The following is a 21,700-nucleotide window of genomic DNA, read 5'->3' as shown; positions in this document are numbered from 1 at the left end:
TTACCCCTTAATAGGTTTAGAAAACATTTCTATCTGTACTTTTTCTGGAGTACGGTAGCGGTCCATACGATCGTTATCGTATTTTTCAAACTCCTGCTTTAACATCCACATAGGACGCTCGAGTGTTAATTCCCATTCGTATAATTTCTTATACATGTCTTTGACACGACTTGGATATTTAGAAGCTAAATTGTTTAATTCGGAAGTATCCTCTGGCACAAAATATAATTCGGCAGGACGATCGGCAAAGCGAATTAATTTCCAGTCGCCTTCTCTGTAAACAGCTCTGGTTTCTTTTTTCCAGAATAAAGTTTCGTGAGGTCTTTCATCATTTTTGCCTTGTACAAAAGGAATAAGATTAACGCCATCAACATCTTTTAAATCGGCTACATTACCACCTCCTGCAGCATAAAATGTAGGTAATAAATCCATCGTACTTACTGGAAAGTTATAGGTGCTGTTTTTCTTTAGTACTTTAGGCCAACTGATTAGATAAGGCACGCGAATTCCACCTTCCAAATGATTCGATTTGGTACCACTTAAAGGTAAATTTATAGAAGCATTTTTATCGGTAGGACCGCCATTATCATTAGAGAACACTACGATAGTATTTTCATCTAGACCCAGTTCTTTTAATTTATCCATAATATTTCCACAAGCACGATCGAGTGCAAGGGTCATAGCAGCAACCTCTTGTCTTTTCCCTTTTAAGTTTGGAAATTTAGCTAAATCCTCTGGTGTTGCTTCCATAGGTGTATGCACGGCATTAAATGCTAAGTAGATAAAAAATGGTTTATCTTGATGTCTTTCAATGAAATTGATAGCTCTATCGGCAAGCACATCTGTTACATAACCGTCTGGCTCTTCGAAGTGTCCGAAATCGCGCTCCATTTTATTGTCGTCGTGAATGCCTTTAAAATCTTTATACGGGAAGTAGCTTCTTGCGCCACCACGAAATCCGTAAAACTCATCGAAACCTCTTTTTAACGGATGAAAACGATCGGCATCACCTAAGTGCCACTTACCATACATAGCATTAGTATAGCCTAGTTTTTTCAAATAATCGGCCATGGTTACCTGATCTAAAGGCAAGCCCATATCGTCGCCTAAAAACTTAGAGTTTTCACTCATATAACCAGGCACATTAATTTCGCCGTAACCAAAACGTTGTTGGTATTTCCCTGTTATTAAACCAGCTCTAGACGGGCCACAAGTGGCATCGGTAACATATCCTTGCTGGAAACGCACTCCAGATTTGGCTAGCTTATCTAAATTTGGGGTAATCATCACTTTACTACCATGAAAGCCAAAATCGGCGTAACCGGCATCATCGGCAAAAAGCAAAATAATATTAGGCTGTTTTTGAGCACTAACAACCTGAAAGAAACAAGTTAAAAATAAGGTATAAAATAAAGATTTCATATAGTGTTAGTTATAGTATGACTCGGTAAAAGTTACCCAAACATACCGTTGGTGATTCCTATAAATATAGTTTATACAAAACAATCATAAAACCCCTATTAATTATTAATGAAATTTACCCCTTGCTAATCCCATTTTACCACATTGTTAAGCCAAAAAAAATACCGAGAACAAAAGTTCTCGGCATCTCCCAATTAAACAAATTAATAATTAAACGTAAACTATAATTTACGGTTTAAATAAAGCATGGTATTAAAGGTAACCATCATTCTGCAATAACGAAGGTGCTTTTTCCACTTCGAGTGAAGGAATAGGTAAATAATATTGTTTGTCATCCCATGGTCTGTTTACTACCGTATATTCGGTATTTACTAAACTTCCATCGGTTTTCTTGGTCCATTGTAAACCTCTAACATCAAAGCCTAATTTATCTTCTTCCATCCAACGTCTTTCATCATAAAAATTATGCCCTTCGAAAGCCAGCTCGATACGTCTTTCTTTTTTTATAGCTTCCAAAAGATCTGTTCCACTTGCTGTAACAGCAGGCAATAACGCTCTGGTTACACTCTTGTTAAGAAACAATCTAGCTTCGGCTTCGTTACCTAATTGATATTGAGCTTCAGCATAGTTCAAGTAAATTTCGGCAAGACGGTATAAGATAAACGGACGGCCTGGAGAGGTTTCTGTCATACCAACACTCTCGTCTTGAAACTTTCTCATATTGTAACCTGTTTTAGAAGAGTGCAATACATTCCCTAAGCCTTCAGGCGAATCTAATCCATGTGGATAAACATTGACGTCTTCCGAAAGGAAATATTCTACTTGACGCTCTCTAAACACAGCCCCATTATAATTTAAATTCGCATAATAACGCATTTCACGGTTAGCATTAGGGACGTTAGGATCGTAACTTCCAGATGTTGTAGGAGAACCATCGTCCATACTGTACAATAAGGCATGGTTGTGTGTTGGCGACGATAACGCCCATCCGCCATAGCCACTAGGTGCTTGCGTTTGGTTTGGTAAGGAATTTGCATCGGTACCAAAATCATAATATAGATTTCCATAAGATCTCGCAAAAAGAATATCTTGATTAGGAGCTAAAAACAAGTCTTGGTAATCCTTATCGTTGTTCACCGCAATTAAGTCTCTGGCACCAACTAAATCGATAATGGCTTTTGCAGCATCGGCAGCATCTTGCCATTTCGAAGCTTTAGAATAGGTATAAAGTTCTTTGTTAGTTGCTTGAGGTGCTAATGCTGGATCATGTAAATCACTAGCCGCATATAATAACGTTCTAGATTTAACAGCCAAAGCCGACAATTTTGTTGCGCGACCAAACTCAGATCCCGGTCTAGTTTCCGGTAAAATATTAGCAGCATAATCTAAATCACTAACAATAAAATCGACACACTCTTCATAGGTATTTCTTACCAATTGGTAGTCATCATCTAAACCTAAAGCATGTTCCATAATAGGCACACCTCCGTATAGTTTAAGCAGTTTACTGTAAAGATTTCCTCTTAAAAACCTCATTTCAGCTTTTAAAATAAGAACTTCTGAAGGACTATCTTGCATCGCTTTACTATCATCTACACGATCTAAAAACTCATTAATAGAACGCACATAATCCCAGTAATTACGCCACTTATCACTAAGGACTCCCATATTAGCCGGGTCCCATCCTGCTCTAAGTCTAAATAAATCTAAATCGTTAAAATTAAATTTAGCTTCCATAGAGGCGCTTTCAATATTAAAACGTCTAGACCACCATTGAAACTTATTAACACCCCAACTTTCCGTACTGTTATACGCCGAAAACACTAGGCGCTCTACTTGAACGGGATCACTATATATTAGATCTTCTGCAAATGCATCTGATGCTTCCACATCAAGAACATCTTCACAGCCTGTAAAGGCAAGAAATGCTACCGTTACAAGCGTATATATTATTTTTATATTTTTCATTTTTGAATTATATTTTATTAGAAACTAAAGTTTACACCAAACGTAAAAGATTTCACAGAAGGATAAGTCGCTCCTCTAAAGTTGTTATAACCTGTAGATTCTGGATCTAAGCCCATATCGTAGATATCTGAAAACATCGTAAATAAGTTAAATCCACGTACGAATAATTTCATATCAGCTATTTTAATTTTATCCCTTCCTAAGGTATAGCCAAGCTCCACTTCTTTAAGTCTTAAAAATGACGCATCTTTAAGCCAGAAATCGGCACCTTCAAAATTGTCTACGTTATCATTTCGATTTCCACTATAAGGATCATTTTGACCGAAGGCTCTAGGGTAGGCTGCATCTCTGTTGTCTGGTGTCCATCTTTCGGTATACATAAAATCAGGATTAGCTCCAATTTGATCGAAAAACACCAAAATTTCTGCTTCAGCCTGTCCTTGGAACAAGAAGTTGAAATTGAAGTTTTTATATCTCAGACCTCCATTGATACCATATTGTATTTCTGGTACATTTGATGACGAAGTTCTAATTCTATCTGCCGTATTAATTGCTCCATCATTATTAGTATCTAGATATGCTGGTTCACCTTCTACGGTACCATCTAGCTTAACAGCTGTATTATTTACTTGATCTTGGTCACGGAAAATACCATCGGTTGGGTACACCACATAAGAATTGATTGGTCTCCCCTCTTGTTTCAACCACTCTGGAGTATCTTCAGGTTCGGCTAAATACACCACTTCATTTTTAGCTTGGGTGAAATTAAAACCTAAATTATAATCTACAGCACCAATATTATCACGCCACTGCATTTCTACTTCAAAACCAAAATTATTCACCTTACCGATATTTTCATCTGGTAGCGTTAAACCTGTAGCATCTGGAATAGCAGCTTCTTTAGTTTCTAGGATGCCTTCTCTTTTTTGATAGAAGTAGTTAAAGTCACCCGAAAGCTTACTATTAAACAAAGCGAAACTTAAACCTACATTTCGCATATAAGCAGTTTCCCAAGTAATGTTTGGATTAGGAACGTTTGCACTGGTATAGCCGTTATAACTTGTTCCTGACTCACCAAAAACGTAATAATTAGGCTGCGGCACATTTTGAGGATTATTCGTACCATTAGGCACTGTTCCATAGTCATAACGTGTTAAATATTGAAATGGCGCAATACGGTCGTTACCCATTTTAGCCCAAGACCCTCTTATTTTTAAAGCATTTAACCAGTTTACATTTTGTAAGAACCCTTCTTCGTTAATTGCCCATGATACAGCTACCCCAGGAAATGTACCAAAACGGTTACTTGGACCAAAGTTACTTGAGCCATCTCGACGTATAGTAAAATCAACAAAATATTTCTTTTTGAAATCGTAAGAAAACGAACCAAAGTAACTTACGGTAGCAGCTTCTAGCGATCCACCATTAGAACGTTGCCCTTCATCACTTCCAGCAAATAATTCTGAGTGATCTGCGGTAGGAAAATCTAATTTTTCAACCGAAAAACTACGTGTTTTAGACGTTAGTTGCTCATACCCTACAAAAGCACTAACCGAATGTGCATCGTTAAAAGTATTGGAATATCGAATGGTTGAATTCAATAAAACCTCATCAAACTTCCAGAAAGCTTCTTGTAAAATACGTTGATCTCCTCTTTGTGAGTATCCTGTTGAAGGCACATAAGTATCTGTTCCTTCTTGGTAAGTATAAACTGTCCATGGGGTATACCACGATTTTTCATCGTTGTTCATACGGCGTACACCAGCATAACCATTAACGCTCAACCCGGTTACTAAATCGTTTAAATCCCAATTGTATGAAAATCTACTTCGTAAATCGTTATCTGTTCTGCGTACAAAACCAGATTCATCACTAGCCATGACTAGAGGGTTACCTCCATTTTCACCACCCCACCCAGGAAGTCCGTTAGGGTAAACACCTACTTCGGTTGGTAAGTTGGTATAAATATGCTTATAAATATAAGCCGCATCTACACCTGGCTCGTTAGACACACCAAATCTTCCAGTTAAATCTACACCAACTTTAAAGTTATCGGAAAGGTTAATATCGATATTAGAACGCACTTGGTTTTGCTTAAAATTTAAATCGCCAGAAGCAAACATACCTTCACGATCTAAGTGATCGGCACTAACAAAATACCTTACGTTTTCACTACCCCCAGAGATAGAAACTGACGTTCTCATTTCGGGAGCAGAATCTGCGAAGGTTAAATCATACCAATCGGTACTTGGGTAGTTTATTGGATCGTTACCAGCTGCGTATTTATCAATATCACTTTGTGAATACGGTAACGGTGTCCCATTTCTATCGGCCACCTCATTTCTATAAATAGCAAATTGCTCGGAAGTCATTAATGTAGGCTGAACCGACAACTGCGCCACACTGTACGCCGTAGAAAAATTAACCTTAGGCTTTCCAATTTTACCTCTTTTAGTTGTTACTAATATCACACCATTGGCAGCACGCGCACCGTAAATAGCAGCAGCACCATCTTTTAATACACTTAAAGACTCGATGTCTTGAGGTGCTAATTGCGAAAATGACCCTTGTCCGGCCACGATACCATCAATTAAAATTAAAGGCGCGTTATTTCCTAAAGTAGACTGGCCACGAATTAACATGGTAATATCATCGTTAGAACCTGGGTAGCCCCCTCTATCTGAAACGATTAAACCAGCCACTTTACCTGATAAAGATTTGGCCACATCGCGATTTGTGGTATTTTCAACCTCTTCGGTATTTAAAGTACTTACCGCTCCGGTAAGTTCGCCACGTTTTCTAGTGGTATACCCTACAACTACGACCTCATCTAATCCAGACACATCAGCCTCTAGAATGACATTTAAATTATTGGTTTCCTCAGTGATTTTAATTTCTTTGGTTATATAACCTAAATACGAAAACACTAAGGTTTCTCCTGCACTAGCTTCAATGGTAAAACCACCATCAAAGTCGGTTACAGCTCCTCTAGTGGTGTTTTTTACAAGTATAGTTACCCCAAGAAGCACCCCATCGGCATCAGACACTTTACCAGTTACCGTTTGTGTTTGTTGCAAAGGCGCTAGCGTTGTCGTTATGTTGCTAGCAAACATATTGCTTGGCATAGCAAATAGGCATAGTAGCAATAAATTCCAAGTCCAAAATTTCCTGAACACAGAAAACCCTGTAAACTCAATATTTACTTGTTTTTTTTTCATGATTCTTTTAAGTTTAGTTAAGTTGTTTTTGTTATCCTATAAAAAGGATATGTTGTTTTAGTTAATGTAATTGGTTTGTGGTTTTTACTCCATTGGCATAGCGATTAATAGTTAGAATTAGAATAATTTTAAGAGTGATTTCCTACTGTCATTTTTATATAATGCAGTTAAAAAAAAAGGCAACTCCGTTTTTATATATTTAAGTGTAGAAATACGGAGTTTGGTGTTAAATTGAGTTCAATTACCAATAGCCTTTTTTATGTCCTTTACAAAGGAATGAAGTTAATTTCTTGTTAAATCTCAATAAATTACCTTACACTAACTCTATTTTATCTTCTTTTTAAGAAAATACATTCAGAATCCTTAAAACACTAAATCACAAGGTGATTCCTCGACACATTAAAAAGACTCAAAACGGACTCGAGCCTCGTATAACACTGAAAAACAAATTACTAAACACCCACACGATCCTACTAACCACACGCACATTTGTAGCTTAAAGCTAAAAATCTAAAAAAGTATTTATTGGAATTTTTGTTCTATGTTTTGGTATATAGTACCTACACTAAAGAAGAGGCATTTGGTTGAAGATTTGACAACACTGGTTTCATCTATGGAAAGCAGCGTGCTTACAAGCTTTTGGCTATCCCTGTTTAATTAATATCTTATTTTGTGAATAACCGTACTTATGATAATTATGGCAAGAATTATTCCCCATAAAACTGTTTTATTACTAATGATATGTTCTATACCGAATTATTCTTAGTGTTTTTTTAATATATCAATCAATTTTGTATTTACATAAACACTTTCTCTCCCAATCTTTTGTGAAGTTAGTATTCCTATTTCTTCCATTTTTTTAAGATAACGCGAAGCCGCTTTTCTTTCTACGCCTAATTTTTCAACAACAAATTCTATTTTAGAGTATGGTTGTTCAAAGAGTAATTCAATTAATTCTTTTCTATAAATTTTTGGTTCTTTTTCCTGAGCAAACAATACCGTTTCATTTAATAGAGCTTTTATTGAATTTATTTTTTCAATGGTTCTATTTGATGTTACTTCAACTGCCTTTAGCATATAAATGATATACTCAGACCACTCATCTTTATTATTAACGGTATTTAATAAGCGGTAATAATCTGATTTGTTTTCATTGATATAAGAACTTAAGTATAGAATTGGAATATCTAAAAGATCGTTTATAATGAGATATAAGATGTTTAGAATTCTTCCCGTTCTTCCATTTCCGTCATAAAACGGGTGAATACTTTCAAACTGATAGTGTAAAATAGCCAAATTGATTAATGGATGTAAATCGTCTTGTTTAACATTAAAATGTTCTAAGAAATTAGCTAATAAATCTAATATTTCTTCTCTTTCTTGCGGAGGTGTATAAACAACTTCTCCTGTTTTATCATTTTTTAAAACAGTGCCAGACAATGAGCGAATTCCAGCATTATATTCCATAATGGTTCTTTGAATTGTTTCAATATCTCTTAGCTTTAAAAAACCCTGTTTTTGTATTAATTCAAAACCAGAAAAAATGGCACTTCTATAATTTATAACTTCTTTTACTGGAGTTGGTTGTTTTGTGTTTGTTGCTAAGGCTTTATATAATTCGTCTTGAGTTGTAATAATGTTTTCTATTTCTGAACTATCTTTAGCTTCTTGTAAAACAACAGCATTTATCAACATTTCCTGGTTAGGTATACTTTTAGCGATACCTTTTAATTCACCTAACGAATTTGAAGACCTACTTAATTGACGAAGAATTTCAATTGTTTCTACTTTTTCTCTTTTTGGCGGAAGTTTTGAAAGTTTTTTAATCTGAGACATTATATCGCTAATAATTTACATGTGTACCAAAAATACAAAAAACAGTACAAATAAAACATATATGAGACTTTTTGTCCCACATTATGTACACCAAATAAATAATTGAGTCTCATCTACAGACAAAGGAGCTGTAACATTCCAAAATTATAATTTTACATTCAAGCGGTTTTCGCGTTATATTTCGTCACGAAATGCTTTAGGCGTAACACCCATAATTTGTTTAAACTGCTTATTGAAATTAGTAATGGAATTATACCCAACGGCATAGCACACCGAGGAAACCGAAGTATCTTCTTGAACCAATAATCTAGAAGCATTTCTTATACGCACTTCGTTTAAAAATTGGGTAAAAGACTTGTTGGTAGTTTTCTTAAAAAATCGGCAAAATGAATTGGTCGTCATACAGGCCACATCGGCCACATCATTCAAACCAATATTCGTTGCATATTTATCAGAAATAAAACGAAGTACATTATCTATACGTTCTGAACTTTCGGTAGTAGATTGACGCATATCCGAAGAAGACAAAATCGTAATATCCTTAGTTCGCGACAGTTTTTGTAATATTGATAGTAATTGAATGTGTTGTTCAACAGGCGTTAAACTGGGTAAATTAACGAGCTCATCATGAAGTTTTTCACTCACCGATTTACCAAAACAGATTCCGAATTTAGATTCTCCCAACAGTTTATTGATCTCGTTAAACTCTGGTATTTGAAAAAACTCTGGTCCTAAAAAATCCTTTTTAAACTTAGTAATAATGGTTTCAACATGTTCTTCACTACCTTCTTCATAATACGAAGCATCATTACGCCAAAGGTGTGGCAAATAAGCACCTACTAAAACCAAGTCGCCAGGATGAAAAGGAGAAACACTATCGCCAACAAAGCGAAGGCCGTTACTTTTAGTGATGTAGATTAATTCAAATTCGGGGTGATAATGCCAAGCCACATCAAAGCATGGAATGTCTCTTCTAGAAACATTCAATTTCTTTGATAAGGTTTCATTCGATTTTTTTAAAACTAGTTTCATTAATTCAAAGATAATTATTTTTAAAAAATCACAACAATAGGCGTAGTAAAAAGGTAATATAACAATTAAAACCCCGAATTTTACTTAACCACTAAATAATTAACAAAATTATCGTACAACTCTACCCGAGGCAGATCCGCCCATTAAGGCTTCTACTTCTGCACGAGTTGAGTAATTAAAATCCCCCTTAATGGAGTGTTTTAAACACGATGCCGCCACAGCATATTTTACCGCTATTGATGGTTCACTAAGGTCTGGTGTTGTTAAAGCAAATATTAATCCGCCAGCAAAAGAATCGCCACCACCAACACGGTCTACTATATTTTTAATTTGAAATGATTTATAATCGCCCTGCTCATCTAAAGGCGCAAAAAATGGCTTATCCAATTTCGCATCATAAAGCATGGCTCCCCAATTGTTATGACTTGCCGATAAACTTTCGCGTAACGTAATAGCCACTTTACTTACATTAGGAAACTGTTTTACTACTTGACGAGCAACATCAGGATAGCGCTCGATATCCAATTCGCCAGAATGTACATTTGTCTCACCAGCTTGAATTCCTAAAACATCATGACAATCTTCTTCATTTCCTATCACCACATCAATAAATGGTAAAATGGTTCGCATGGTTTCTTGAGCCAATTCTTTAGAAGATTTACTAGAATCCCATTTCCATAATTTTCCTCTAAAATTTAAATCGATAGAAACCATGGCTCCAGCCTCTTTAGCTTTTTTAGCCGCTACCAAAGTAGCTTCAGCAGAGGTTTTAGAAAGGGCCGGTGTAATACCACTTAAATGTAACCATTGCGCATCTTTAAAAATAGCCGTCCAATCATATTGATCTGGTGTAGTAATCGCTACGGCAGAATCGGCACGATCGTAAATCACGTTACTTGGACGTTGATTCGCTCCTGTTTCTAAAAAATACAGGCCTAATCGTCCCTCATCGGTTCTTAATACAAATTGGGTATCAACGCCCACACTTCGTACAGCATCTAAAGTAGCTTCAGCCAATGCATGTTTGGGCAAAGCCGTAACATAGCGCGCTTCGCCACCAAAATTACAAATGGAAGCTGCCACACTAGCTTCAGCACCAGCATAGGTTACTTCTAGATTTCGAGTTTGACGTAAACGTAAATTTGCCGGAGCCGCAAGACGCCCCATAATTTCTCCAAATGTTACTACCTTTTTCATCTTCTTAAATATATTTTTATGAATTTAGAGTCTTATTCTAAATTCGTTTTATTAACGTATTGATCTTATTTTGGCTATTAAATCGGTGATTTCTTGGGCATTTTTAGTAATAGTATCCCAATCTTCCGACTGTATTAAAGGTCGCTTTGCGACCCATGAACCTCCAATGGCTGTTATTAAATCGGATTCCAAATAACTCCCTGCATTTTCGATATTACAACCACCAAGTGGGATAAATTTTAAGCCTAAATATTGATAAGGCGCCACCATATTTTTTAAATGCTCCATACCTCCTGAGGTTTCAGCTGGAAAGTATTTAATAACACGACAGCCCTGTTCAATGGCAAATTCAATATCGGTTGGTGTCATAATTCCTGGCGCAAATGACAATCCCAATTTCTTAGCCTCAGCAATTACAGCAGGGTTGCAACCAGGCGCTACAGCAAAATCGGCTCCAGCCTCGACAACAGCCTTTACTTGTTCAACAGTTAGCACCGTACCAAAACCTAAAGTTATTTCTGGCACTTCTTTTTTAATAAGCATAGCAGCTTCAATAGCTGCCGGAGTTCGTAATGTTAATTCTATTGCACTAACGCCACCCTTTAATAAGGCTTTTGCCACAGGCACAGCGTGTTTGACTTCATCAATGATTAAAACCGCAATGATACCAGAGTCATCTATTTTTTTAATGATTTCTGGTGCCATGGCACTTTGAGGTATTGGTTCCATAAATTTCTTTGTTAATTAAGAGGAGCATAAGTTTGAATTTTACTTCAAACCGCATCCAATTCACAAAAAAACAGGAATACCACCTTTTAATCTTACCATTATTTACCCATTAATTGCAGTTTTTTACCTTATCACGAATAGCATGGTAATTTTTATTTATTAGTTGGTAATTCTTATGAATACAGCACCTCATTTTTCCCTTTATTTTGTACTTACCAAGCGAACTTGAACTCTAAAAAAATGAAAACATACACGTTTTACACCACTATAATACTTCTAGCGTGCTTGACTATAGCATGTAACGGACAAAAATCTGCTCATCAACCTCAAAAAGAGCAAGTGCAGGTAGTGCCTTTTTCAGACCCTAAAAATAGTGGTGACTGGAGATTAAATACAGAAGTAAGCGATGAGTTTGACACCCAAGAAATCGATAAAGAAAAATGGTACATCGTTGGTAAATTTGAAAACGGAAAACCTGTTTACAAACACCCCGACAAACCCAACAAAAAAGTATGGAAAGGACGCGCTCCTTCACAATTTTCAGGAAGAAACTACCGTCTAGAAAACGGCAAACTCATATTGGAAGCACGCTGGGAACCCGATTTCCCATTTAGTGAAGATATAGTTACTCCTGTTTTTGGTGAAGCCTTGCCCTATGAGAACATCACAACACCCTGTATTATAGGTCGAAAAGACTTTAAATACGGCTATATTGAAATTAAAAGTAAAGCAGCCAATGCGCCAGTTTCTAGCGCATTTTGGGCTACAGGCAACAACCTTGAATTCGACTTCTTCGAAACCTACGGAGGCACCATTAACCCCAACAAAAAACACCTTGACAACCAACTTTGGTGGTCCATTAGAGACTGGAAAAATTTACGAGGAAAGCCTACTTATACCGAAAAAAAAGACGTTGGATTTAGAATTGCAGATGACTGGCATATTTGGGGCGTCGAATGGAGCGAAAAAGGTGTGAAATACTTTATTGACGGCAAGCTTTTCTCTGAAGTAACTGCAAAAGAAGTTACCGCTTGGGCCAAAAAAAATCGTACCGAAAAACCACTGCCAAAAGACTATAACGGCTATGTAGCCACCAAACCTATAAACCTATGGTTAGACATGGAAATTTTTCCTTGGCATGATATTCCAAAAACGAAAGCTCAACTTGAAGCCCATAGCCCTGAAAACAAAAAAGATGATGGCATTATAGACTTCGAAGTTGAATACGTTAGAGTCTGGCAAAAAAAATTAAATACAGAATAATCCCTAAAATTAAATGATCATGAAAAAACTACTTTTAACCCTAACTTTTGCAGTCTTTTGTATATCAAGCTATGCACAAGAAAATTACCAAGACCGGTTAACCAACTACTTTGTTAGAGCAGCTACCCAGGAGTTTGATTTAAATAAGAGACAACAACGAAAAATTGCTAATGCAAGAACCGAAATGGCAGAAACCTATATGGAAACAGCACAGCGTCAAAAGAAGTTTTTGATTACCGCAGACGAAAAAAATGAGCGTAATCTGGCGGCAAACAAAAAGTATTACGATGCTTTATCTGACATTATTGATCGGCCTTTTAGTGAAATTCAACCTTTTTTAAACCGAATGCGCATAGAACTAAAAAATGTAAAATAAAACGATCTTTATAATCGTACTTTTCTTAAAGGCGCTTCATGGTTCGAATATTAATTTCGGCTATGAAGCGCTTTTTTTTATCATTATGTCATTTCCATAGCAATTATAATCTTGCTTTTTCAAACTTCCTAAGTCATAATCCTCAATTCATTTAATAAGAATAATTAGTATCTTAAAAGTCGTCTTTTAGACTTCTTATCATGAAAACGTTAACAAACAGTTAAAGGAGGTAATATTGGCTAAGTTAAGGGTAAATATTACCGATTTACATAGGCACTATTCCAATAATTTTGGCTCTACGAATATTGTATACTGATTTTTTAAAAAGGTATGACCCAAAATATTCATAAATATTTGCCAATTAAACTTAAACAAATGAACTTAAAAAAAACAACAGGATTTAAAACATCATGGAATAAGTGCTTGCTTATTTTGTTTTTTATTTCGCATAGCATCCTCTATGCACAAAACCAAAACATTACGGTTAGCGGAACTGTTACTGGAGAAGACGGCATACCCTTACCTGGGGTTAGTATTCTTGTGAAAGGAACGACTCGTGGCGCTGTAAGTGATTTTGATGGAAAATATGCGCTCGACGCAGCCAAAGGAGAAACACTTGTTTTTACCTACATCGGATACCAAGAGCAATCGGTTGTCATTAAAGATGCTACAAATGACATTATTTTACAAGAAAGTCTCGTCGATTTGGATGAAGTGGTTGTTATTGGATACGGTGCTGTGAAAAAGAAAGAAGTTACAGGCGCTGTCGCCACTGTAGACTCTGAAGAAATTGAAAGTATTTTAACGCCCGATTTAGGAACAGCATTACAAGGTCAAGTGGCTGGTGTTAATGTCGTTTCTTCTTCTGAACCTGGGGCAGATTCTGAAATTTTAATTCGTGGTATTACTTCTCTTTCTGGAGACAACACACCACTGTTTGTTGTAGATGGCATCGTCCAAAATGGTGACCCTAGAATTCCGCCAAGTGATATTGAAAGCCTTACCGTATTAAAGGATGCGGCTTCAACCGCTATTTACGGGGTTCGTGGTGCTACGGGGGTTATTTTAATTACCACAAAACAAGGTAAACCTGGAACTCTAGAGGTAAGTCTAAACGGTAGCTACGCGATACAACACCGTAATGCAGCTGTACCATTAATGAATTCGGTAGAGCAAACGTATTTTGACGTAGTACAAAGTAGAAATGTAAATAATGGTTTTGATGATCAAGTCGGGTTACAAATTTTACAACAAACCAATCAGTTTCAAAACGAAACCAACCTAAACGACTTAATATTCAATAATAATGTTCCTACCCAAAACTACAACATCAATATTGCTGGAGGAACCGAAGAAATCACCTATAATGTAACTTTAGGGTTATTTGATCAAGAAGGTTTACAAATTAACTCTGGTTTTAATCGTTTTAACGTAAGAGCGAATACCGTTTACGAAAAAAACAAATTACGCATTCAAACCAGTTTAGCTTTAAACAAAGAACAACGCGAGATACCCCAACAAATGCTTTTATCGCAGTCTATTGTTTACCGACCAACACAAAATGGTATTAACTTAGATAATTTTGATAATTTATCTCAAGGGGGAGATGATGTAAACCGATTAGGTTGGGTTATTGAAAGTTTAAGAACCACGAATGTTTTAAAAACCAACCGTTCTAATGCTAGCCTTAATTTAAACTATGAACTTATTGACGGTTTAACACTAACCAGTAATTTAGGACTTACAACGATAAATGAATACGGAAAAACGATTAGTCCGTATCAAGAAATCTACAACAACCAAACACCGCCTCGCTTGCAAAGTCAACCAGAGGATAGTTACATTGAAAATAGAGCAAGAACAACAACTAATATTCTTACTGAGTTTGGTGCTACCTATGACAAAACGATCGTAGACGACCACAACCTAACTTTCACCCTTTTTGGAACAGGAGAAAGAAACCAAAGCGAGGCCTTTACTGCTAGGCGTAACGGTGCTACGAACCCTGATGGTGAGGTTTTAAATTTAGCTACAGGAACACAAAGTGTTACGTCTGGATTCGACTATACAACCACACGAATCGGTATTATGGGTAGAGTACAATACAACTACAAAGGTAAATACATTTTAAGTTCTAGTGTGCGTCGCGATGGCTCATCAAAATTTCCAGGTTTTAACCACTGGGGAACCTTTCCTTCTATAGCGCTTGCTTGGAACGTTTCCGATGAAGAATTTTGGAATAAAAACGTTGTGAATAACCTAAGACTTAGAGCCAGTCAAGGTACCGTAGGTGTTGATAGAATTCCAGATTACGCATTCGCTGCTGGTATCGTTCAAGATGTAAATTATGCTGCTGCAAACGGATCTTTAGAATTAGGGGCTACACAACAAGATTTTGTAAACCGTGTTTTAAGTTGGGAATCGACTGTACAAAGAAACGTTGGTATAGACATGGGCTTCTTACAGAACAAAATCACCTTATCGGCCGAGTACTATAATGCTGATAAAACCGATATGCTTTTCCCTGTTTTCATACCACCTTCATCGGGAGGAGGAGAAAATGCTAGTGTTATCCTTAACGTTGGAAACATGACCAATAGCGGTGCCGAATTAGCCATTGGATATCGTGGCAAAATTGGTAAAGTTAACTTTAGAATGAACGGTACATTTGCTACCAACCAAAACGAAATTACTAAAATTAATGGAGGTACAGACTTCTTATTAACAAACGACTTTGGACTTGTAGGTCGAGCACCTCAACAATCGCGTATAACAGCGTTAGCAGTAGGTCATGAAGTAGCATCTTTCTTTTTATGGAGAACCGATGGTATTATCGATACCGAAGAAAAATTAGCCGAGGCACAGAAAATTAATCACAATGCCCGTATGGGAGACACTAGATTTATTGATCAAAATAACGATGGTGTACTAGATGTTAACGACCGTGTTTATAGCGGTAGCGGAATGCCAGATTACGAAATTGGATACACCTTTAACGCCAATTGGAAGAGCTTCGATTTTTCTATGAACTGGTACGCAGCACTAGGACAAGAAATCATGAATGGTTTTGATGCTTGGGCTTATGGATTCGGACGTCATAAAGATTTAATCTACCAATGGTCTGAAAACAACTCAAATTCTCCTATTCCAGCTTACCGCGATGATATGAGAAGACAACAAAACTACTTAGGATACAGCGATTTATGGCTAGAAGACGGATCGTACTTAAGGTTAAGACAGGTTTCTTTAGGATACAGTATTCCTAGAAAAACAGTAGAGCGATGGGGCTTCAACAGATTGCGATTTTACGTAAGAGCACAAAACCCATTAACGATTACGAAATACTCTGGTTATAATCCAGAAGTAGGTGGAGGCGTTGCTGCAAGAGGTCTAGACAAAAACACAGGACCAATTTCATCGTCGTATATGTTCGGTATCAACTTCAACTTTTAATTAAATGAGAAATTTATTTGTTATGAAACAACGAATTCTAAAATATATAACACTATCACTACTAGTCGCTTTTATGGCGTCTTGTGAAAACAACGAGTTCTTAGAAGAAAAGAACCCGAACGTAGTGTCTACCGATAACTTTTGGAGAAATCTATCGGATACAAATCTAGGCCTTAACGCCGTTTATCAAACACTTCACAACCCTGGCGTTATCCTTAAATTTGAAGAAATATTACGTTCGGATATGGGGTACCCAGGATACGGAAGACCAAACCCTGAGAATACCGAAGAGTTTTATTTACACCTTTACAATGGTGGCACAGATGCTGTTTTACAAAAATGGCAAACCAACTACACGGGTATTTTTAGAGCCAACCAAGTTATTGAAGCTCTAGAAAACATTAAGGGAGCAGAAGAAAACCCTGCCGAATGGGTTTCCCAAATGGCACAAGCCCGTTTCTTTAGAGGTTTGTTTCACTTTTATTTGTATACGTCATTTAACGAAGGAAGCATAATCATTCGTGATCGCGTTCCTGAAACTAACGAAGATTTTAGTAAACCACTATCTTCTGCATCAGAAGTTATTGATTTTATCCGTGAAGATTTAGAATATGCCTATGCACATTTATACAAAAAAGGCGCTTATCCTAATAACGATTTAAGTAGAGTAACATCTGGGGCCGCTGCAACCATTTTAGGAACCAGTTATTTATACGAGTTGGACTATTCTAACGCTATACCTTATTTTAAGGATGTTATCAATAACCATGGTTACAGCCTTGAGTACGATATGTCTAAAATGTTTACTACAGCAGGTGAATTTAACAGTGAATCTATTTTCGAAATCAATTTTTCTCCAGACCAGGTGCGTATCGACTTAACCCCTTGGACCGGCGAATCTGGTACTAACTGGTTAAATGTACGTACATCTCAAACACGTTCGGCAACGGGTCCTGCATGGATTGCTGCAGCTTACAAAGACGAACCTATGGATCCTTTGGACAACCGTAATTATTATAACGACCCTGTTACTGGAAACTTGTCTTTACGACATGTACCCTTAAGAGCATCAGCAATGATTGCTTTGGTTGACGACAACGAAACCACATATTATCTAGACGGAACAACAAGTGAATACAGTCGTTTTAACGGAACAGCTTGGGGATTTGCTTGGTGGAAAAAATACCAAAACCACGATATTGTTTCTGTAGAAGGTGAACTTCCTGGCGGACAACAATTTTCATCAAAAAACATCACCCTAAACCGACTATCCGATGTGGCTCTTATGCTAGCTGAGTGTGATATTAAAACAGGTAATGTTAGCGAAGCTTTATATCTGATAAATGAGATTCGTAAAAGATGGGGTCTAGTACTTTTAGGACCTTCAAACGGAGACATTGCTCATACTTACGACGAGCAAGTTTATACCGAGCAATCTTTAATGCAACACCTCATGCGTGTTGAAAAACCATTAGAAATGTCAATTGAAGGACATTGCATTAGAACTTTAGACTTCCGCAGATGGAAAAAATCAGAAGGTTATGGCTTCAAAGAGCGCTTAGATGAATTAGCAAACGAAGAATATTACGGTGTCGATTTCATCTATTATAACTACAAACAAAACGCAACTGTCACACGAGGTAACTCCCCTTCTATTGAAAGTCAGAAACCAACTGGTGCACATATCGTGGTAGATTACGAATACGATATCCCAAGTTTAAACTATAGTGAAGAAAAACATGGGTACTTCCCAATTCCATTTGCTGAAATAAATGCCAACACTAACCTTAACTAAAAAACAAAAACTCATGAAAAATTTTAATATCTATATGCTTTTTTTCAGCTTACTACTTGTTTTTGCTTGTGAAGAAGAGTACGCCGATTATACAGCACCAGACGATTTATCGGATGTGTCGTGGGTAGTGGGATTAGACCCCAACAACCCCAGTCCTGAAGCCAAGTACAAACTCAACACAGGTAGTTATGTTCCGTTCATGAATTTATCTCAAGGTGCTTCAAGCAGCGAATGGATGATTGAAGAAGGCAACTACTTTTTAAAAACAGGCTTTAAAGCTAGTGATACATTAGACAACTTTATTGATGAAGATCTTGGTACCTCAATGGACCATGAAAAGGCCTTTATTTTATTTAAAAATAGCGGCACAAACACGGTAAGACTAATCAACAAATTTAAAGAGCCCGTTACACCAAACATGTCTGGAAACGACTCTTTAGTGGTGAAAATTGACACCTATGAAGAAAATGGTGAGTATGTGGTAGACACTAAATTTATATTTGATGTCTATGCCGACGTTTTACCTGCCTTTTCGGTGTTACAAAATGGTAATGAAATTATTAATGTCTCGGAAGACGACATTATTGACATTAACGACCAAAATACTTGGCCGATAGTTGAAGTAGAAGCCGCCAGCTCGTTAACCTTTAAGGACAATACCACAACAGGTCGACCTAATAGAGCGGAGTGGAGAATTGTTCAAGGCGTCCCAAATCAAATTATTACAGATGCCCAAACCGAAACTGAAATTAAATTTTACAAACTAGGAACTTTTAATGCTGGAATATTTAGATCGTTTAGAACACCAATACAAGGCGATCTTGCACCACAATATTCGGCACAAAAAATTATTCCTTTAAAAGTTAAAGTCATTCAATCTTCACAACCTTTTGTTTATGATGGTGCGCTTACCGAAGCGGCTAACGAAACCATCTCATTCAGGGTAACAGGTGAAGTCGTTCCATTTGCTGGGCAAGAAAGTAATTTCACTGTTCATGTTAACAATCCTACTTCTGGATTTAATCAAGATATCCCTGTTCAAACCGCTAAAGTTCGTGCGAGTGATGCGACTTTTATTGAATTAATTTTAGCAGCTCCAATTTACAATTCTGATGAAATTACCGTTTCCTATTCTGGATCTAGCATTGAATCGGCCGATAGTAGAACTTTAGAACCATTTGGACCAGAATTGGTACAAATGCATTTTGGCAACAACGTTTTACCAGCTAACTCTTGGGCGAGTTTTGAACTTACAGGAGGAAATGTCGATAATGCTTTCGCATCATCAAAATACTGGATTCCGCCAGGGCAAGGTAATGGTCAATATGGCGATTTAATTTACGAGCGTGTAACCACGAAATCTTATACAGGAAGTGCGAGTATGCGCTACCAAATCCCAGATGTTTCTATCCCCTTAATTAACTTATTTGGCTTTGGTTTGGCCGATAGCCCAAATGGTCTTGATGCCGGAACTTACCAAGTATCTTATTGGGTATTCATTGAACCAGGAACTACTATTAACACGTTTAGAACCGAATTCGGAAATCCAACATACGGCTACTTAAACTTCGATATTTCCACTGCACCAAGAGGACAATGGGTTAAAGTAACTGCCGATGCACCACTTGTTGTCGCTAGTAAAATAACATCATCTGACGCCAACCGACGCACCACTTTACGTATTCTAGACATGGATAATCCAGGCGTATCAGGACCACAAGAGATCTATTTTGATGAGCTTTCCTTAGTCGTAATTGAAAACAGACCTTAATAATTTGAAATACAAAACAAAATGAAAAAATTGAAATATATAATTGGCCTTTTAGCATGTGTTATCATGTTTGTAGCTTGTGAGGACGAATCTAATTTTAAGGATTTTGATGCTGAAGAGACACCTGTTTACAGTCTAACAGAAATAAATAACAATGGCCCGTTTAAAATAAACATATACCAAGAAAAACCCTTAATTATTGAATACGCTACGCCTGTAAACGTATCTAATTATGCAACTAAAGACTATAGCGATACCTCTAACGACACAACGTATGAAATCGAGGTAACAAAAATAGTTGAGCTTCTAGATGAGGACGGCGAATATATAGGGGAAGAAGAGGTTACTTATTTGGTTAACGCCGATAAAACAACGGGACAAGGCACCTTAACAGAAAACGGAACAACCGTTTATAATGTTATGGTAACAGACACCGAAGTTTATAACTAATTCCTCTTAATCAAAGGCTAACCAAGCATAAAAAAAAACAAAATTATGACAATAGAAAAAATAGAAACGTTTATTTTAAAAGACACCTTATCCAAGAGTTTTTTCTTTTCACAATGGGAATATGCCGAACGTTGCATTTGCGTTGTAAAAGTTACAGCTTCAAACGGACAGTACGGATGGGGTGAGGGTTATGGCCCTGCAACCGTGTTAGCCTCTGGTATTAAATTATTAGAACCTCATGTTATTGGTAAAAATCCTTTAGAAAATGAAGTAATCTGGAATCACATGTACCGCAAAACTTTAGACTTTGCCAGACGTGGTATTTTAGTCGCTTCTATGAGTGCCATAGATATTGCTATTTGGGATTTAAAAGGTAAAATATTAAACCTTCCCGTTTCAACCTTATTGGGTGGGGCACATCGTAACAAAATACAACCTTATGCTACAGGATTGTATTTTACCGACCATAACAATCCTGCTAGAGATTTTGAGGAAGAAGCCAAACTTTATATTTCTCAAGGTTTTAAAGCCATGAAAATGAAAGTGGGTCTTGGTATTAAACAAGATATTGAAAACGTTAGAAAAATGCGTGAGTACATCGGACCAGATATTAAATTGATGGTCGATTCCAACCACGCATACACCCTTAGGGAAGCTACCGAGTTGGCTCGAAAAATAGAACAATACGATATTGGTTGGTTTGAAGAACCTATATCTCCAGAGTTCTATTCGCAGTATAACGAATTGAGACAAAAAACTACCATTCCTATATCGGGGGGCGAGTGCGAATACCTACGATTTGGTTTCCAACAACTAATTGAAAACAAATCAGTAGACATCATCCAACCAGATATTTGTGCTAGTGGCGGACTCACAGAAGCCAAACGTATTGGAGCCTTGGCTAGTGCTAATGGTGTGGATATTATTCCGCATACATGGGGCACATCTATAGGAATTCATGTGGCGCTGCATTTTATTGCTAATATCGAATCGGTACCTGGGCGTATGTACCAACCTAATTTCTTAATTGAATACGACCAAACCGAAAACGGATTACGTGAAAAACTCACTTACCCTGCCATTGAAATGAAAGGTGGCTATATTGAAGTCCCTAACCGACCTGGCCTTGGTATTGATGTGGATGAGGCCGTTTTAAAAGAATTTTCTATATAATTGATATAAAAAAATTG

At 36.9% G+C, this 21,700-nt stretch carries 14 protein-coding genes; 7 read left to right on the top strand and 7 right to left on the bottom strand.

Annotated elements, in window-relative coordinates:
- From JJL45_RS04715 to JJL45_RS04685, 7 genes are all read right to left on the bottom strand, one after another.
- Positions 1-1,422 (bottom strand): sulfatase-like hydrolase/transferase, encoded by a 1,422-nt coding sequence (locus JJL45_RS04715; protein ID WP_202664304.1) that lies wholly within the window; start codon positions 1,420-1,422, stop codon positions 1-3.
- Between the two features lie 252 nt (positions 1,423-1,674).
- Positions 1,675-3,390, bottom strand: coding sequence for a RagB/SusD family nutrient uptake outer membrane protein (locus tag JJL45_RS04710; protein ID WP_202664303.1), 1,716 nt, complete (start codon positions 3,388-3,390; stop codon positions 1,675-1,677).
- Positions 3,391-3,407: 17 nt separating this feature from the next.
- On the bottom strand, positions 3,408-6,608 hold the full coding sequence (locus tag JJL45_RS04705) for a SusC/RagA family TonB-linked outer membrane protein (protein WP_202664302.1): 3,201 nt from the start codon (positions 6,606-6,608) through the stop codon (positions 3,408-3,410).
- Between the two features lie 762 nt (positions 6,609-7,370).
- A complete protein-coding gene (locus JJL45_RS04700; RefSeq protein WP_202664301.1) occupies positions 7,371-8,444 on the bottom strand; it encodes a Fic family protein in 1,074 nt (357 codons plus the stop codon).
- 174 nt (positions 8,445-8,618) lie between these two features.
- Complete coding sequence (locus JJL45_RS04695; protein WP_202664300.1) at positions 8,619-9,476, bottom strand: AraC family transcriptional regulator; 858 nt, start codon at positions 9,474-9,476, stop codon at positions 8,619-8,621.
- A 108-nt stretch (positions 9,477-9,584) separates the two neighbouring features.
- Positions 9,585-10,673, bottom strand: coding sequence for a sugar kinase (locus JJL45_RS04690; protein WP_202664299.1), 1,089 nt, complete (start codon positions 10,671-10,673; stop codon positions 9,585-9,587).
- A 51-nt stretch (positions 10,674-10,724) separates the two neighbouring features.
- Positions 10,725-11,402, bottom strand: a complete 678-nt coding sequence (locus JJL45_RS04685; protein ID WP_202664298.1) for a bifunctional 4-hydroxy-2-oxoglutarate aldolase/2-dehydro-3-deoxy-phosphogluconate aldolase — start codon at positions 11,400-11,402, stop codon at positions 10,725-10,727.
- A gap of 240 nt (positions 11,403-11,642) precedes the next feature.
- On the opposite strand from JJL45_RS04685, the gene JJL45_RS04680 reads away from it, so the two are divergent.
- The 7 genes from JJL45_RS04680 to JJL45_RS04650 all read left to right on the top strand — a co-directional run bounded on the left by JJL45_RS04680 (position 11,643) and on the right by JJL45_RS04650 (position 21,683).
- The gene (locus JJL45_RS04680) at positions 11,643-12,665 is read left to right on the top strand and encodes a family 16 glycosylhydrolase (RefSeq protein ID WP_202664297.1); all 1,023 of its coding nucleotides are present in this window, start codon (positions 11,643-11,645) and stop codon (positions 12,663-12,665) included.
- A 19-nt stretch (positions 12,666-12,684) separates the two neighbouring features.
- Entirely contained in the window at positions 12,685-13,041 is a 357-nt protein-coding gene (locus JJL45_RS04675) for a hypothetical protein (protein WP_202664296.1), read from the top strand.
- A 375-nt stretch (positions 13,042-13,416) separates the two neighbouring features.
- Complete coding sequence (locus tag JJL45_RS04670; protein WP_202664295.1) at positions 13,417-16,494, top strand: SusC/RagA family TonB-linked outer membrane protein; 3,078 nt, start codon at positions 13,417-13,419, stop codon at positions 16,492-16,494.
- A 4-nt stretch (positions 16,495-16,498) separates the two neighbouring features.
- On the top strand, positions 16,499-18,289 hold the full coding sequence (locus tag JJL45_RS04665) for a RagB/SusD family nutrient uptake outer membrane protein (RefSeq protein ID WP_202664294.1): 1,791 nt from the start codon (positions 16,499-16,501) through the stop codon (positions 18,287-18,289).
- 13 nt (positions 18,290-18,302) lie between these two features.
- Positions 18,303-20,060 carry a hypothetical protein gene (locus JJL45_RS04660; protein WP_202664293.1) on the top strand — a complete coding sequence of 586 codons (1,758 nt, stop codon included), beginning with the start codon at positions 18,303-18,305 and terminating at the stop codon, positions 20,058-20,060.
- Between the two features lie 30 nt (positions 20,061-20,090).
- Entirely contained in the window at positions 20,091-20,510 is a 420-nt protein-coding gene (locus tag JJL45_RS04655) for a hypothetical protein (RefSeq protein WP_202664292.1), read from the top strand.
- A gap of 45 nt (positions 20,511-20,555) precedes the next feature.
- On the top strand, positions 20,556-21,683 hold the full coding sequence (locus tag JJL45_RS04650) for a mandelate racemase/muconate lactonizing enzyme family protein (protein WP_202664291.1): 1,128 nt from the start codon (positions 20,556-20,558) through the stop codon (positions 21,681-21,683).
- Positions 21,684-21,700 lie beyond the last annotated feature (17 nt).

This window comes from Tamlana sp. s12 (genome assembly GCF_016767215.1).
GTDB classification, from domain to species: domain Bacteria; phylum Bacteroidota; class Bacteroidia; order Flavobacteriales; family Flavobacteriaceae; genus Pseudotamlana; species Pseudotamlana agarivorans.
Note: the sequence above shows the minus strand (reverse complement) of the source record. Positions and strands in the feature narration are given on the sequence as shown.